The following is a 15,749-nucleotide window of genomic DNA, read 5'->3' on the forward strand; positions in this document are numbered from 1 at the left end:
CATGAATAATCATGTTTTTAACTAAAGTCTATTTTACCACATTTTCTTGGTAATCGCCTTCACTACAAACTACTTGTTTGCCTCCACCACGAACTTTTTTCTCTACTAGATATTTACCACATTTAGGACAGTCACGTCCTACTGGTTTATCCCAACTAGTGAATTCACATTCTGGATAACGATCACACCCATAGAAAATACGATTTTTCTTCGTTTTTCTCTCAATTACATGTCCTTCTTTACATATAGGACACGTAACTCCGATTTCTTTTACAATTGCTTTGGTATTATGACAATCTGGGAAATTACTACATGCATAAAATTTACCAAATTTACCAAGTTTAATAACCATTGGATGACCACAGACATCACAGTCAAAACCAGCAGGTTCATCTTTAATTTGGATTTTTTCCATTTTTTCTTCAGCATTATCAAGCTCTAGAGAGAATGGTTTATAAAATTGATCAACCACATGAACCCATTCACGTCTTCCAGCTTCCACTTGGTCTAATTGATTTTCCATTTCAGCTGTGAATTTCGTATTCACAATGTTAGGGAAAAATTCAACAATTAAAGTATTAACTATTTCACCTAATTCAGTTGGTTCAAAACGTTTGGCATTTAATTTTACGTAGTAACGTCTCTGAATTGTTTCGAGTGTTGGTGCGTAGGTTGATGGACGCCCAATTCCATTTTCTTCCAATGTTTTAATAAGTGTTGCTTCACTATATCTTGCAGGTGGTTGTGTAAAATGTTGTTCAGGTTTCAATGTATCTTTAACAACAGTATCGCCTTCAGTCATATCAGGTAACATCTTGTTTTTATCTGAATCGTTATATACTGCCATATAGCCATTGAATTTAACTTGGCTACCATTGGCGGTGAACATTACACCATTCTGCGAAATATTAACTTTAACAGTATCAAATATTGCTGCTGACATTTGGCTAGCAACAAATCTATTCCAAATCAAAGTATAAAGCTTCAGTTGATCTTTATTAAGATATTTAGCAATTGATTCAGGTGTATTGAATACACTTGATGGACGTATTGCTTCATGGGCATCCTGAGCACCAGATGCATTTTTTACCTTGCTTCCATGCTTGCTATACTCTTTACCAAAAGTATCAGTGATATATTTATCAGCAGCAGCCTGAGCGACCGGACTTATACGAGTTGAGTCAGTACGCATATAGGTAATTAAACCTTGTTGACCTTGTGTACCTAATGTAATACCTTCATAAAGTTGTTGAGCAACCATCATTGTCTTACGTGTACGGAAATTGATTTTATTAGCTGCATCTTGTTGCAGACTACTAGTTGTATATGGGAGAGGAGCATTTCTTCTACGCTCTTTTTTCTCTACTTTATCAACATTGAAGTCTTTATCTTTTATGCGTGCCATAACTTCCATAACATCTTCATTGTTGTCTAACTTTTTCTTTTTACCATCTATACCATAGAAAGCAGCTTGGAATTTTTTGGCACCTTTTTTGAAGTTACCATCAATCGTCCAATATTCTTCAGGTACAAAGGCATTAATTTCATTTTCGCGATCAATAATCAATTTTAATGCTATTGATTGCACACGTCCAGCAGATAATCCCTTTTTAACCTTTTTCCAAAGGATAGGACTGATTGAGTAACCAACAAGTCTATCTAAAATTCTACGAGCTTGCTGTGCATCTACTAAATCGATATTTATTTTTCGTGGTTGATTAAAGGCATCTTTGACAGCATCCTTAGTAATCTCATTAAAGACTACTCGATTCTCATCATTAAGATCTAAATCAAGAATATGTGCTAAATGCCAAGCTATAGCTTCTCCCTCTCTATCCGGGTCACTTGCGAGATAAACTTTTTTAGCGTTTTTTGCTTCTTTTTTAAGATCTTTAATTAGAGGACCTTTTCCACGAATATTAATATATTCAGGAGTATAGTCATTCTCGATATCTACAGACATTGATGATTTTTTTAAATCTCTAATATGTCCGACACTAGCCACTACTTTATAGTTTCTACCAAGATATTTTTCAATTGTCTTAGCCTTGGCAGGTGATTCCACGATTACAAGATTTTTTTTAACTTTACTTCTTTTTCTAGTTGTTTTCTTTTTTGTATTATCAGTTGTTTTTGTAACCATTATGCTTCTTTCTTTAGTAAAAATATATTTTCTAAAAACTCAACTAATAATAATAGCTTTTTTAGTGCTTGTCAACAATAATCGTTTTCTTATAGGAAAACTTGATTAAAAATCATACTCAAGTATGATGTCTAAACCACTATTTATAAGCTTTGCACCGTCTTGAATCAAAAAGTTACAACCGGAAGAATTTCCTTCTATTATATTACCTGGAACTGCAAAAATATCTCTCCCTTCATCTAAAGCTCTTTGACATGTAATCAAACTACCACTCTTAATCCTAGCCTCTATAACCACAACACCTATAGCAATACCAGCTAGAATTCTATTTCTTTCTGGGAAGTGAAATCGTTTCGGACTTTCTCCAGGCAAATATTCAGTTAAAAGGAGATGATTTCTACCTATAAAATTCTGAATTTCTCTATTTTCCTTTGGATAATATCTATCAAGTCCTGTTCCGATAACTGCGATTGTTTTTCCTTTATTTTTCATGGTAGAAATATGGCTCGCTGTATCTATACCAGTCGCAAGACCAGAGGCGATGACAAATTTATTACCTAATTCAGTAATTAATTTATGTACTGTTTTAATACCAATTTTGCTAGCATTCCTACTCCCAACAAATGATAAGGTGGGTTTTTGAAGTAAATCAATATTTCCTGAGTAAAATAAAAGTACAGGTGGATTATAAATTTCTTTTAAACGTGTTGGGTATTCAGAATCAAGTATCGAAATAGAAGAAAATTGCCTATAATTTTTCTTTTCCTTCTTTACATCTAAAGATTTATATTTCTCAATAAAAATTTCTTTGTTTTTAATTCTTCCTAATTGAGCAATTTGACTTAATGACTGATTTTCATTATTTTCAAGAACCCTTAAAATAGATAAATTTGTCATGCCAGCTCTTTTTAATTTATATATATCAAAACCATTGGAAATACGCATATTTTCCCCTTTTATTTTATATACGAAAAAAATCCCTGATTTAATCAGAGATCATTGCTTCTATTTTTTGATTAAGATTTTTTCAAGCTTCTTATTAGACCTATTATGGATACAACAGCCCAACAGCCTTCTAATAGTAGAAAGCCCCACTGCGCATCTCTTAAAGCGTCAAAGGCAAGCAGTCCTGAACCGATAGAATTTAATAAAAGATAAATTTGAGAATCAGGTGTAAGTTTTTTAGCTTGTACTAAAAGGAAACTTACAAGTACTAACATAGAACCAAAAATTTGAATAAACATAATAAAAAACCTCTTTTCAATTTTCACCGTCGTGCATAACCTGGTACGGTGTTTCTCGTCAGGAGGTTTAACCTAATTAGTATTTTAGCACACTAGCCACCTATGGCAAGCTAAAAGCTCAATTATTTTCTATCATACTTTTGATTGGTTCAAAGGATTTTCTGTGAATTGGAGTGATACCAATATTGTCAAGACCATTTAAATGATTTTTTGTACCATACCCAGCATTGTGTCCGAAATCATATCCAGGATATTCTAAGTCGTATTCCTTCATCATTTTGTCGCGAGTTACCTTTGCAATAATACTTGCTGCTGCTATCGACATTGAACGGGTATCACCTTTGATAATACTTGTCTGTTTGATAGGAATATCTAGCTTCATTGCATCAATTAGTAGATGTTCAGGTATCATATTCAAATTTTTAATTGCTTCTAGCATGGCAATCTTTGTTGCTTCGTAGATGTTTACCTTGTCTATCATGTTGTTATCTACTACTCCAACTCCGATAGCTAGAGCCACATCTTGAACATTTTGATAGACTTGCTCATGCTTTGATTTAGGTATTTGCTTACTATCGTTAAGGCCTGTAATCTTTACACCACTTGGCAATACTACTGCTGCTGCAACTACTGGTCCAGCAAGCGGGCCACGTCCTACCTCATCAATACCTGCAACTAGTTGAATTCCTTGATTATAAAGATTTTTTTCAAATTCAAGCATTTTTTCAAGGCGTGTATCTTCATCAATCACTGCTTGAATTTCTTTTTTTCGCTTTAAAATAGCTTTCTTTACACCAGCGCGTTCATCTAAGGTATATTGATCAAATGATAAATCATCTAATGTATCGATTAAAGCTAATTCTTGACTAATTTCCTTAATTGTTTTCTTCTTAGTCATTTACTCTACTTCTTCATCTTCACTTTCAAAATCAATAACGCGATCTAAAGTGAACTTTCCAAGTTTTCCGTCTCTTACATCCTTAATAAAGAGATCATAGAAACGGTCATAATCATCCTTAAAGCCAAGTTTTTTAGTTAGGTAGATGATTAAGTCAACAGCACTAAGTTCCATATCAGCATCTGTCAATTTATATCGTTTAATAACTTCATTAGGATAATTCGTCATAAAATATTCCAAACCATAGATTGTAATTTCATCTTTTGGAATCAAATCATCTTTTATCGCACCTGTAAGTGCAAGCTTAAGACCAACTAATTGATCTTCAAATTTTGGCCAAAGAATACCGGGTGTATCTAAGATTTCAAGATCCTTGTTTGATCTGATCCATTGTTGTCCTTTTGTTACACCTGGTCGGTTTCCAACTTGCGCTGCCTTTTTCCCTGCCAAACGGTTTAAAAGGGTAGATTTTCCAACGTTTGGAATTCCGATAACCATAACTCGAATAGCTCTTTCCTGAATACCACGTTCTTTATCGCGAGCAATTTTATCAGCTAGAACATTTTTGGCTGCCGCGGTAACTTTCTTAACAGTGGCTTGTTCTTTAGAATCGATCAAAAGACTATTAAGTCCTTCTTGACGGAAATAATTTTGCCATTCAATTGATAGTTTTTCATCAGCTAAATCTTTCTTATTTAATATCATTAAACGTGGTTTGTCGCCGATTATCTTACCTAACATTGGATTTCTTGATGAAATGGGTAACCTTGCATCAACAAGTTCAAAAACAATATCAACATATTTTAAATTTTCTTGTACCTGACGTCTAGCCTTAGACATATGACCCGGGAACCATTGAATTGTTGCCATATTATTGTCCTCCTATAAATATTTTAATTAATTACTGTATTCAAATATACTAAGCTTTACAATTATACCAAAATTTATGACAACGTGCTTGTCTTCTGAATTATAAAAAGCCACAATTCTGTGACTTATTTTATATTTTGTATATTCCCATTTTCAATTTTTAATATCTTGTCATATTTATTTAGAGTTTCTTTTCTTTGATCATGAGTAACTTCAAAAATGATTTTGTTATTAGTTGATAATATATAATCAAGTATAATTTCTTTAGTGTTTTTATCGATACTAGCAAAGGGTTCGTCCATCAGTAATATTGGAAAGTCCATATTTAATAGCCTTATTATGCTGACGACTTGCTTTTCACCACCGCTTAGATCATCAACCTTTTGATAATTTAATAGTCTGTTTGTCATCTCTTTAGGCAATAATTCCATTAAATTAAGAGATATTTGAGTCATAGGAAATTGATTAAAGATAGTCGCATTATTAATAAAATCTGTATCAAATAAATGCTCTCTTTGGTGCAAAGTAAATGTTAATTTTTTTAAATCTTCACTATTTAATAATTTACTAGAATTGAAAAAATCACCATTTTCTATATTTAGATTTCCAGAAATAATTTCAATAAAAGTTGTCTTTCCTGATCCACTACTACCAATAATTGCTACCGCTACATTATTATTAATAATTGAGACATAATCAATAGATTTCTGATCATCAAAGTTTTTTTATCTTGTGAAATAAAGGAGTCAAAAAGCTTACCTTTAATAATTAACTGTATTTCTTTTGCTAATTTCCATTCCCACACTCTATTGAAATACTCGGAAATAAGATTGAGCAATACAATTATTAGAAAAAATAAATTTATTAGATATGAATAACCTTTATTATAGTTATCCAAAAATTTTTGATAAACTAATGGAAATAGAGAAAGTGTTAAAGAATAAATAGCATAAAAGATAAAGCTTTCTATTGTAGTTTTTTTAATTTTTTTGAAGTATCTTAACATAAGTCCTTCACTTCACTTATGGTTTACATAACTTTTTTTATGTAAAGTATAAACTTAGATATGATTTTTTTTAAATTATTTTTAACATAAATATAATTTTAAAAAAATCACTCGAATATCTCATAAAAATCTTGAATATTCAATTTCGATTTTTGATTACTGTCCAAATCTTGTATTATTTGACCATCTTTCATTACTAGAAGTCTGTTTCCATATTTTAGGGCATCATCCATATGATGTGTAATCATTAAGGACGTTAATTTATCATTAATGATTATTTCATCTGTCAGTTGCATTAAAGAGTTACTAGTCTTTGGATCTAAAGCTGCAGTATGCTCATCTAAGAGGAGTAAATCGGGACGTTTAATTGTTGCCATCAATAAGCTTAAAGCTTGTCTTTGACCACCTGAAAGATTCCCTGTTGGTGTATCAAGATGATTTTCAAGACCATTACCTATTCGTGAAGTCAATTTTAAAAATTCATCTTTATATCTAGAAAGATTTCTAAGTTGTAAGCCACGTTTTTCTCCACGAAGTCTAGCAACTGCTAAATTTTCGGCCACTGTCATTCTAGGCGCCGTTCCCATTTTTGGATCTTGAAAAACGCGAGAGATATATTTAGCTCTTTCTTCTGGAGTTTTCTTTGTAACATTTTCACCCATTATGAAGACCTGTCCACTTGTTAGGACTAGGTTGCCAGCAATTGCATTAAACAATGTTGATTTTCCAGCTCCATTTCCTCCAAGAACTGTGACAAAATCACCTTTATATATATCAAGACTTACATTATTTAGAATAATTTTTTGTTCATCACTACCATTATCAACGATTTTAACTGCATCTTTTAATTCAACGATTGCTTGCATTTAATTTCACCCCCTTGAAGAACTTCTCTTTCAGTGTTGGGATCATTAAGCAGATTGCTAAAATAATTGCACTGAAAAGTTTTAAATAATTAGTATTAAATCCAAGACGGATGATTAACATGATTAATCCTTGATAAAAAATACTACCAATGACTATTGCAATTAAACGCTCTAAGAAAGTTACATTAGCAAAGAAAACTTCGCCGATGATAATACTTGCCAAACCAATTACTATCACTCCTACACCTTTATTAACATCAGCATAGCCATCACTCTGACTAATCAGTCCGCCAGCAAGTCCAATAATTCCATTTGAAATAATAAGCCCTAGAAGCTCCATATTATCTGTATTAATCCCAAATGAGCGTGCCATATCGTCATTATCACCAGTAGCCACAAATGCTTGTCCTAAGTTTGTATTGAGAAAGTACATCATTGCTGCAATTACAATGGCAACTGCGAGGACACCTAATGCAATTGGAGCAATATCACTTGGTAAAAAAGAAAAATAATCTTGTAGTCGTTTATTATTAAGAAGTCCCATATTTGCTCGCCCCATTATCATTAACATAATAGAATTACAACTTGTCATGACAAGGATACCAGCAAGTAAAGTAGGAATTTTACCTTTGGTATATAGAAGTCCTGTAACTAATCCAGCAAGGCAACCAGCACCAAATGCAGCTATAGTTGCAAGTATAGGACTAAAACCGTGAGTAATTAAAGTTACAGCTACTGCTCCACCAAGTGGAAACGAGCCTTCAGTCGTCATATCAGGAAAGTTAAGTACTCGGAAGGTCAGATAGACACCTAGACCTAATATAGCCCATAAGAGTCCCTGATTGATAGTAGATAGAATCATAAAAATATTTTCCTTTATATAAATTATTGTTTTGAAAAACTCGTGATTTAAAGTCACGAGTCGTAAGTTTATTATTTAACCTTGTCAGCATCCTTAGCAACGCTATCAGGAATATTGATTCCTAATTCTTTCGCTGCATTTTCATTGATGATTGGTTTTACTTTACTGAACTCTTCAACTGGAATATCAGCAACTTTCTCACCATTGAGAATCTTCGCTGCCATTTTCCCAGTAGCAACTCCTAAGTCGTGTTGATTAATTGCAACAGCAGCAAGTCCACCTTGTTCAACCATTGTATCAACACTTGGAAAAACAGGTTTTTTAGCTTTGTTGGCAACACTGATTACAGTAGGAAATGCACTTGCAATTGTGTTGTCCATCGGTGTATATATTGCATCAACTTTACCAACTGCTACTTCAACTGTCGATGAGATTTCATTAGTTGAAGGTACAGCGTATTCGACAACTTGAATTCCAGTCGCCTCTGCTGCTTTTTTGAATTCAGCAACTTGCGATTTGGAATTATCTTCACTACTTGAGTAAAGAACACCTACAGTTTTAAGCTCTGGTAAAATTTGGCGCATTAAATCTAATTGTTTATCAATTGGAAACTTATCGGATACACCAGTAACGTTTTTATCAGGTTTTTTAAGATTAGAAACTAATTTTGCTCCAACAGGATCACTTACAGCTCCCATAACAATTGGAATTGTATCAGTCGCATTTGCTAAACTTTGTGCAGATGGTGTAGCAATACCAACTAAGACATCATTTTTTTGAGAAACTAGTTCTTTACTCATAGTTTGAAGTTTACTTTGATCCGCTTCACCATTTAAAAAGTTAATTTTAACATCTTTAAAGCCCTCATCAGAAAGACCGTCTTGCACACCTTTATAAATTTCATCAAGTGCTGGATGAGTTACAAACTGAAGAACACCAACTTGTAAGTTTTTAGAATCAACTGACTTATCTTTTTTGTCACTAGAAAGCTTAGGCACAACTATCGCACCTACTACAATAATTACAAGTGCGACGAGGGTAATAAGTAATTTTTTATTTTTCATAAATTATTCTCCCATTGAAATTTTGTTAATGATATTAGCAAAATCTTTTTTTAGATTTGTTTTCTTATCAAGATTAACTACTTTTGTTTTCTTATTTCCTTCAAAGAAGACAACTGGTATTTTATCATTCATATCCAGTTTTAAATTATTTAGAAATTTAGTCGGATATATCTCTTCATAAATGAAAATTTCACGATTTAACTTTGTATTGCCATTACTTTCTAATATGTATTTAAATAAATCCTTATTTAGGTCACTATTTCTTGGATCAATAAAAATAATTGTCGTTGCTAAATTATCCGACAGATATTTACCTACATCCTTATCAGAAATATCTTTAATTTTATCATTTGTTGCAACATATTTAACTAATTCTGTCTGTTCAGCTCGAACATTTCTATGAATAATAGGCGCAACAGATGCGAAAATAATAACCAATGCTACCAGAGCAATCCATGTTTCTCTGGAAATTTCCTTAATTTTTTCTACAAAATCCAAATTCCTTTTCTCCTAGCTGTAAAAATTTTCAGAAAGTATTTTGATTTCTTAATTATACCTAAAAATAAGCTCTTTCACAAGAAGAATTGGTCAGAAAGTGTTAAAATATATAGTAATGGAGGCAGATTATGTATTTAGAAATTGATGAAAATGTACAAAATAAAATAAATAATTTAAAAGGTAACAAAGACGGAAAGATAATCTTTGATACGGATGATGGTGCTGGTCCATTTTCCATTGAAGGGACTTGTAGCTTAGGTACACATTTTAGACTTCTAATTGTTGATCCAGGTTTTGAATCTGACATATATAATGGAATCATGGACAGTAATATTGGTCACTTACCCTTCAAAGACTACTCAAGAACCTATCTTTCTGATAAAATGAAACTATCACTCGAAAATGGTAAGGCTGTTCTCAAATCTGATTATGAGAATATTGATCTTAGTTTTGAAATAAAAGATTTTAGGAATAAATAAAATGGCTTTTGATGGAGTATTTCTTCACTACATGACTACTGAACTTGTAGATAATCTTGTTGGTGGACGAATTCAAAAAATAAATCAACCCTTTGATAAGGAACTTGTACTATCTGTTAGAAATAACGGGAAATCTCACAAACTTTTACTTTCAGCACATCCAACTTTTGGACGTGTTCAGTTAACAAATACTATATTTGAAAATCCTCAGACTCCAACAACATTTGTAATGATTCTGCGTAAATATCTTAGTGGTGCATTAATTAATGATATTAAGCAAGTTGAAAATGATCGACAAGTTATTTTTGAAATTGCTAGTAAAAATGAAATTGGGGATGCTATGCAGATTGCATTGATTTGTGAAGTTATGGGGAAACATTCTAATATTTTATTAGTAGATAGAACTTCAAATAAGATTTTAGAATCAATAAAGCATGTCGGTTTTTCTCAAAATGCTTATCGCACAATTTTACCTGGTAGTACTTATATTGCACCACCAAGTGACAATAAAATTAATCCATTCACTGTAAGTGATGAAAAATTATTTGATATTCTTCATACTGAGAGTAATCTACAAAAAGTTTTTCAAGGATTGTCTAGAGATACCTCTAAAGCTTTAGAGGAAAATATTGAACCAAACAATAAAATTAAATCCTTCAGAAATTTTTTAGGTACTGAAATTCCATCGTTATATACAGAAATTGATACTTTCTCTGCTGTTAAATTAGCTGACGACTATATTGAATTTAATAGTCTTTCGGAACTTTTGGATAGTTATTATTTCGATAAAGCCGAGCGTGATCGTGTTAGACAAGTTGCAAGTGAAGTAATTCGAAAAGTAGATAATGAGCTTAAAAAAAACCGTCAAAAACTTAAAAAACAAGAGAAGGAATTAGCTGCTACTGACAATGCTGAGGACTTTAGGCAAAAAGGTGAATTGTTAACTACATTTTTACATGATGTTCCTAATAATCAAGATAGTGTGGAACTTGATAATTATTATACAAACGAAAAAATAACCATTCCTCTTAATAAGGCTTTGACACCGAATCAAAATGCTCAACGCTACTTTCATCGCTACCAAAAATTAAAACAAGCTGTCAAACATTTAAATGGATTGATTGAACAGACTAAGCAAACTATTCAATATTTAGAATCAGTTGAAAATTCTCTTGCACAAGCAGATTTATCTGAAATAGCAGAGATCAAAGAAGAATTAATCCAAACTGGTTATATTAAAATTAAACGCCGTGATAATAAACGTCAAAAATTAAAAGAACCTGAAAAATATATTGCAAGTGATGGCAGTGTTATTTTAGTTGGGAAAAATAATCTACAAAATGAACAGTTGACCTTTAAAATTGCTCGTAAGGATGACCTATGGTTTCATGCAAAAGATATTCCTGGTAGCCATGTTGTCTTAAAGGATAATCATAATCCAAGTGATGAAGTTGTAACCGAAGCGGCAATGCTTGCAGCTTATTTTTCGAAAGCACGAATGTCTAATTTAGTCCAAGTTGATATGATTGAAACAAAAAAACTAAATAAACCTACTGGGACTCCGCCTGGGTTTGTTACTTATACCGGACAAAAAACTATACGTGTAACTCCTGATGGGGATAAGATTAAAGAAATGAAAGCTTCAAAATAAAACGATTAATTTGTAAAAAAATATATCAAAAGATCTGGTAATTACTACCGGATTTTTTGTTGCAATACTTCTAAATTTGATTAGTACAGAAAAGCACAAATAGTGAAACTTTCACTGAAAGTTACTGAAAATATTCACAGAATATGCCAAATTTTAAATGACAAAAAAAGTCGGAAGTGTTATAATTAACATGTTTGATGGTCATTTGACCATACATATTAATTTATAGAGGAGATTATAAAATGACTGATGGTAAACAACACAAAAAAGTAATTCTTGTTGGTGATGGAGCTGTAGGTTCATCATACGCATTTGCTCTTGTAAATCAAGGAATTGCTCAAGAACTTGGTATTGTTGATATTTTCAAAGAAAGAACTGAAGGAGATGCTGAAGACTTAAGCCACGCATTAGCTTTCACTTCACCTAAAAAAATCTACTCAGCTGATTATTCTGATGCACATGATGCTGACTTAGTAGTTCTTACTGCTGGTGCTCCTCAAAAACCAGGTGAAACTCGTCTTGACCTAGTTGAAAAAAATCTACGTATCAACAAAGATGTTGTTACAAAAATCGTTGAAAGTGGATTCGATGGTATTTTCTTAGTAGCTGCTAATCCAGTTGATATCTTAACTTACTCTACTTGGAAATTCTCAGGATTCCCTAAAGAAAAAGTTATCGGTTCAGGTACTTCACTTGACTCAGCACGTTTCCGTCAAGCACTTGCTGAAAAAGTTGGTGTTGATGCACGTAGCGTACACGCATACATCATGGGTGAACACGGAGATTCAGAATTTGCAGTTTGGTCTCATGCAAACGTTGCTGGTGTTAAATTAGAACAATGGTTACAAGATAACAAAGGAATCGACGAACAAGGTTTAGTTGATTTATTCATCTCAGTTCGTGATGCAGCTTATTCAATCATCGAAAAGAAAGGTGCTACTTTCTACGGTATCGCTGTTGCCCTAGCTCGTATTACTCAAGCAATCCTTGAGGACCAAAATTCTGTACTTCCACTTTCTGTATTCCAAGATGGTCAATACGGTGTTGAAGGAATTTATCTTGGCCAACCAGCTGTAGTTGGTGCTCATGGTGTAGTTCGTCCAGTTAATATCCCACTTAACGATAGCGAAAGACAAAAAATGGAAGCTTCTGCTAAACAACTTCAAGCAATTATTGATGAAGCATTTAGCAAAGAAGAATTTGCTTCTGCAGTTAAAAACTAATTTTTTAAAATAAAAACTTCTCCATTGGGGAAGTTTTTTTATTGTAAATTTAATTGATCTTGCATATAACTCGCAAATAGCACAAGCCTTTCGTCACTATAGTCTATTTCTTGACCTTCATATTCATTGATAGCTGATAAAATTAATGATTTAAACTCGTAATTGATGCTAGTAATATTCTTTAAAACCCAGTTACCGCCATCTACTTTAGATAATATTGTGCCAGTTTTCCTAAATGCCAGACTCCGACAAAGGTTTAAAATTGTATATGTTGGTGTAGAAATAATCGAAACCGTAGCATCAGATATATCATTCAAAACTGAATTCCAGTAAATGTCTTTAGACACTATTGAAAAAATTTCTTTGGGATTCGGACCATATAATGCTTTTCCACTTTGATTAATTACTGCAATATGAACAGGTAAATCCTCATCCACTCCATGCATTTCTTCAATATATTTCAAAGGATTATTTAAATAATTCTCTAAATGGTAATCAGAAAAATGAAAGTCAAATTCCATCCCTTCTTCAATTATTTTTCTACAATCTTCAGCAAGTAAAATATGAAATTCCAGACCTTTTTTAGGTGCAAGAGGCAAAAGCTTTTCAATTACATCTTGCATTATTTTCTCTTTATCAGAAATTGATAATTTTTTATTAACTACAATTATATAATCAAGATCACTGATTAACGGATTGAAAGAACCAAGTACTGTAGAACCATGTAAATATATACCAAGAAGATTTTCTTTTAATATTTTTTTCGATGAAATAACGATATTTTCTAGTAAATTGTTAGTATTTATATCTAAATTCATATAATTTCCCTTAGTTTTTTTTATCATTATAACATTTAGATAGAAAAAAGCAGTGCAATTTTGCACTGCTAACATATTTATCAAAAACTTTTTTATTTTGATTTAATATAATTGATACCATTTGCTTTTGGCCCCGTAGAACGACCTAAGAATAATGCTAACACTACTATCGTTAGTACATAAGGTGCGATTTGTAAGTAAACAATTGGAATATTTGAGAACAATGGAAGTTGACTTCCGATTACTGATAAACTTTGAGATAATCCGAAGAATAGACTTGCAAGCATAGCTCCTATTGGATTCCACTTACCGAAGATCATTGCCGCCATAGCTATGAATCCTTGTCCAGCAATAGTTGTACCACTAAAGTTTACAGATATTGATTGGGCAAATACTGCTCCACCTATTCCACCAAGAAGACCTGATATTAAAACGCCAGCATATCGCATTTTATAAACATTAATTCCTAACGTATCAGCCGCTTGTGGATTTTCACCTACACTACGTAAACGTAGCCCAAAGCGGGTTTTGAATAGTATAAACCATGCTATAAATGAAACTAAGATTGATACATAACCTATTAAAGATGTTTTTTGGAAAAATATTGGACCAATAACAGGAATTTTAGATAATATTGGAAAATCAAAATATCCAAAACTTTGAGTAATATTATCTGTCTGTCCTTTTCCATAAAGTATTTTTGTAAGGAAAACAGATAGTGCTGGAGCCATTAAATTGATTACTGTTCCAGAAATGATTTGATTAGCACGAAGTGAAATACACGCTACAGCATGTATTAATGAAAATAGCAGACCTACTACTCCACCTACAATACATGCTATCCAAGGTGTAGCTTTACCAAATTGAGATGCATAAGTCAAATTGAAAACAATTGAAGAAAAAGCTCCCATTACCATTATTCCTTCAAGCCCAACGTTTACTACACCACCACGTTCAGAAAATGTACCGCCTAAACTTGTAAAAATTAAAGGAGTTGCATATATGAGCATTGAAGATGCTAATAATTGTAACATTGTAATTAAATTCATTATGCTTTACCTCCTTTTTTCTTGAAGTCTGGTACAATTTTTTCAATAACATACTTAATTCCAACGAAAAAGATGATACTTGCAATTACTACACTTACGATTTCAGGAGGAATACCTGTCTTGTTCATTCCTGGTGCTCCTACCTTAAGTATTGAGAATAAGAATGAAGAGAAGAGGATCCCAAGTGGACTATTTTGACCCAAGAGGGCTACAGCCATTCCATCAAAACCAATTGATAGGCTAGTTGGTTGGACGAAGAAGTTTTGGAAAGTTCCTAAACCTTCAACAGCTCCACCTAAACCAGATAGTGCCCCTGCAATAAGCATAGAACTAACTACGATTCGTTTGCTTGACATACCAGCATATTCACTTGCATATGGGTTCAAACCAACTGAACGAATCTCAAACCCAAGTGTTGTCTTAGTAATTAAAATGTAAATAACTATTATAGCAATAATTGCAATAAAGATACCTATATTTAAACGAGAGTTATTTGTTAAAGATGATAACCAACTAGTTCTAAATGTTGCATTTTTACTAACTTGAATAGTTGAATCTTTTTCAGCAAGTATTTTTGGTTTAAAAATATAATGAATAAGGTATGTTGAAATAAATAGATAAACATAGTTTAGCATGATGGTTACGATAACTTCACTTGTTCCTAAGTAAGCTTTAAGAATACCTGGAATAGCTGCTGAAAGGGCTCCAGCAATCATACCAACTATTACTAGTAAAGGAATCATAAAGAGTCTTGGAATATCAGGGAATGATAGAGCGAACCAAATACTTGCTACCCATCCACATAAAGCTTGTCCACTCATACCAATATTAAAGAGTCCTGCTTGACTTGCTACTGCAAAACTAAGTGCAGTCAAAATTAAAGGCCCCATGGTTCTAAACACTTCACCTATACTTCGTGTTGATCCAAATGCTGAGTTTAATAAATCTTCATATCCCCATATAGGATTGTATCCAAATATTAGCATGATGATTGCTCCAAATGCAAAACCAAACAATACAGCTAAAACAGGTACTAAGATTTTCTTTAAATCTAATGATTTCATAATTATTTAGGCTA

Annotated in this window: 16 protein-coding genes; 3 read left to right on the top strand and 13 right to left on the bottom strand. The window is 32.5% G+C overall.

The window, feature by feature from the left end; genetic code table 11:
• Positions 1-28: 28 nt before the first annotated feature.
• The 10 genes from topA to BG262_RS08620 all read right to left on the bottom strand — a co-directional run bounded on the left by topA (position 29) and on the right by BG262_RS08620 (position 9,451).
• Positions 29-2,143: a type I DNA topoisomerase gene (gene topA / locus BG262_RS08570; RefSeq protein WP_070788478.1), complete on the bottom strand. Its 2,115-nt coding sequence runs from the start codon at positions 2,141-2,143 to the stop codon at positions 29-31.
• Positions 2,144-2,248: 105 nt separating this feature from the next.
• Positions 2,249-3,088 carry a DNA-processing protein DprA gene (gene dprA / locus BG262_RS08575; RefSeq protein WP_070788479.1) on the bottom strand — a complete coding sequence of 280 codons (840 nt, stop codon included), beginning with the start codon at positions 3,086-3,088 and terminating at the stop codon, positions 2,249-2,251.
• 71 nt (positions 3,089-3,159) lie between these two features.
• Complete coding sequence (locus BG262_RS08580) at positions 3,160-3,387, bottom strand: CBU_0592 family membrane protein (protein ID WP_070788480.1); 228 nt, start codon at positions 3,385-3,387, stop codon at positions 3,160-3,162.
• A 118-nt stretch (positions 3,388-3,505) separates the two neighbouring features.
• Entirely contained in the window at positions 3,506-4,285 is a 780-nt protein-coding gene (gene rnhB / locus BG262_RS08585) for a ribonuclease HII (protein ID WP_070788481.1), read from the bottom strand.
• On the bottom strand, positions 4,286-5,155 hold the full coding sequence (gene ylqF, locus BG262_RS08590) for a ribosome biogenesis GTPase YlqF (RefSeq protein WP_070788482.1): 870 nt from the start codon (positions 5,153-5,155) through the stop codon (positions 4,286-4,288).
• 125 nt (positions 5,156-5,280) lie between these two features.
• Positions 5,281-5,856, bottom strand: a complete 576-nt coding sequence (locus BG262_RS08595) for an ATP-binding cassette domain-containing protein (protein WP_083312957.1) — start codon at positions 5,854-5,856, stop codon at positions 5,281-5,283.
• A 412-nt stretch (positions 5,857-6,268) separates the two neighbouring features.
• Positions 6,269-7,027, bottom strand: a complete 759-nt coding sequence (locus BG262_RS08605; RefSeq protein ID WP_070788485.1) for an ABC transporter ATP-binding protein — start codon at positions 7,025-7,027, stop codon at positions 6,269-6,271.
• On the bottom strand, positions 7,011-7,889 hold the full coding sequence (locus tag BG262_RS08610) for an ABC transporter permease (protein ID WP_070788486.1): 879 nt from the start codon (positions 7,887-7,889) through the stop codon (positions 7,011-7,013). The genes BG262_RS08605 and BG262_RS08610 overlap by 17 nt, the downstream gene beginning before the upstream one ends.
• A gap of 71 nt (positions 7,890-7,960) precedes the next feature.
• Positions 7,961-8,953, bottom strand: coding sequence for a tryptophan ABC transporter substrate-binding protein (gene trpX / locus BG262_RS08615; protein ID WP_070788487.1), 993 nt, complete (start codon positions 8,951-8,953; stop codon positions 7,961-7,963).
• 3 nt (positions 8,954-8,956) lie between these two features.
• On the bottom strand, positions 8,957-9,451 hold the full coding sequence (locus tag BG262_RS08620; protein ID WP_070788488.1) for a hypothetical protein: 495 nt from the start codon (positions 9,449-9,451) through the stop codon (positions 8,957-8,959).
• Positions 9,452-9,579: 128 nt separating this feature from the next.
• Here BG262_RS08620 and BG262_RS08625 point away from each other — a divergent pair, with 128 nt between their 5' ends.
• From BG262_RS08625 to BG262_RS08635, 3 genes are all read left to right on the top strand, one after another.
• Complete coding sequence (locus BG262_RS08625; RefSeq protein ID WP_070788489.1) at positions 9,580-9,930, top strand: iron-sulfur cluster biosynthesis family protein; 351 nt, start codon at positions 9,580-9,582, stop codon at positions 9,928-9,930.
• 1 nt (position 9,931) lies between these two features.
• Complete coding sequence (locus BG262_RS08630) at positions 9,932-11,581, top strand: Rqc2 family fibronectin-binding protein (protein WP_070788490.1); 1,650 nt, start codon at positions 9,932-9,934, stop codon at positions 11,579-11,581.
• Positions 11,582-11,823: 242 nt separating this feature from the next.
• On the top strand, positions 11,824-12,804 hold the full coding sequence (locus BG262_RS08635; RefSeq protein WP_070788491.1) for an L-lactate dehydrogenase: 981 nt from the start codon (positions 11,824-11,826) through the stop codon (positions 12,802-12,804).
• A 38-nt stretch (positions 12,805-12,842) separates the two neighbouring features.
• On the opposite strand, the gene BG262_RS08640 is transcribed toward BG262_RS08635, so the two are convergent.
• The 3 genes from BG262_RS08640 to BG262_RS08650 form a co-directional block, all read right to left on the bottom strand.
• Positions 12,843-13,622: an aminoglycoside adenylyltransferase domain-containing protein gene (locus BG262_RS08640; protein ID WP_070788492.1), complete on the bottom strand. Its 780-nt coding sequence runs from the start codon at positions 13,620-13,622 to the stop codon at positions 12,843-12,845.
• 92 nt (positions 13,623-13,714) lie between these two features.
• A complete protein-coding gene (locus BG262_RS08645; protein WP_070788493.1) occupies positions 13,715-14,671 on the bottom strand; it encodes an ABC transporter permease in 957 nt (318 codons plus the stop codon).
• A complete protein-coding gene (locus BG262_RS08650) occupies positions 14,671-15,735 on the bottom strand; it encodes an ABC transporter permease (protein ID WP_070788494.1) in 1,065 nt (354 codons plus the stop codon). The genes BG262_RS08645 and BG262_RS08650 overlap by 1 nt, the downstream gene beginning before the upstream one ends.
• Positions 15,736-15,749 lie beyond the last annotated feature (14 nt).

The sequence above is a fragment of the Floricoccus penangensis genome, assembly GCF_001832885.1.
Lineage (GTDB): Bacteria > Bacillota > Bacilli > Lactobacillales > Streptococcaceae > Floricoccus > Floricoccus penangensis.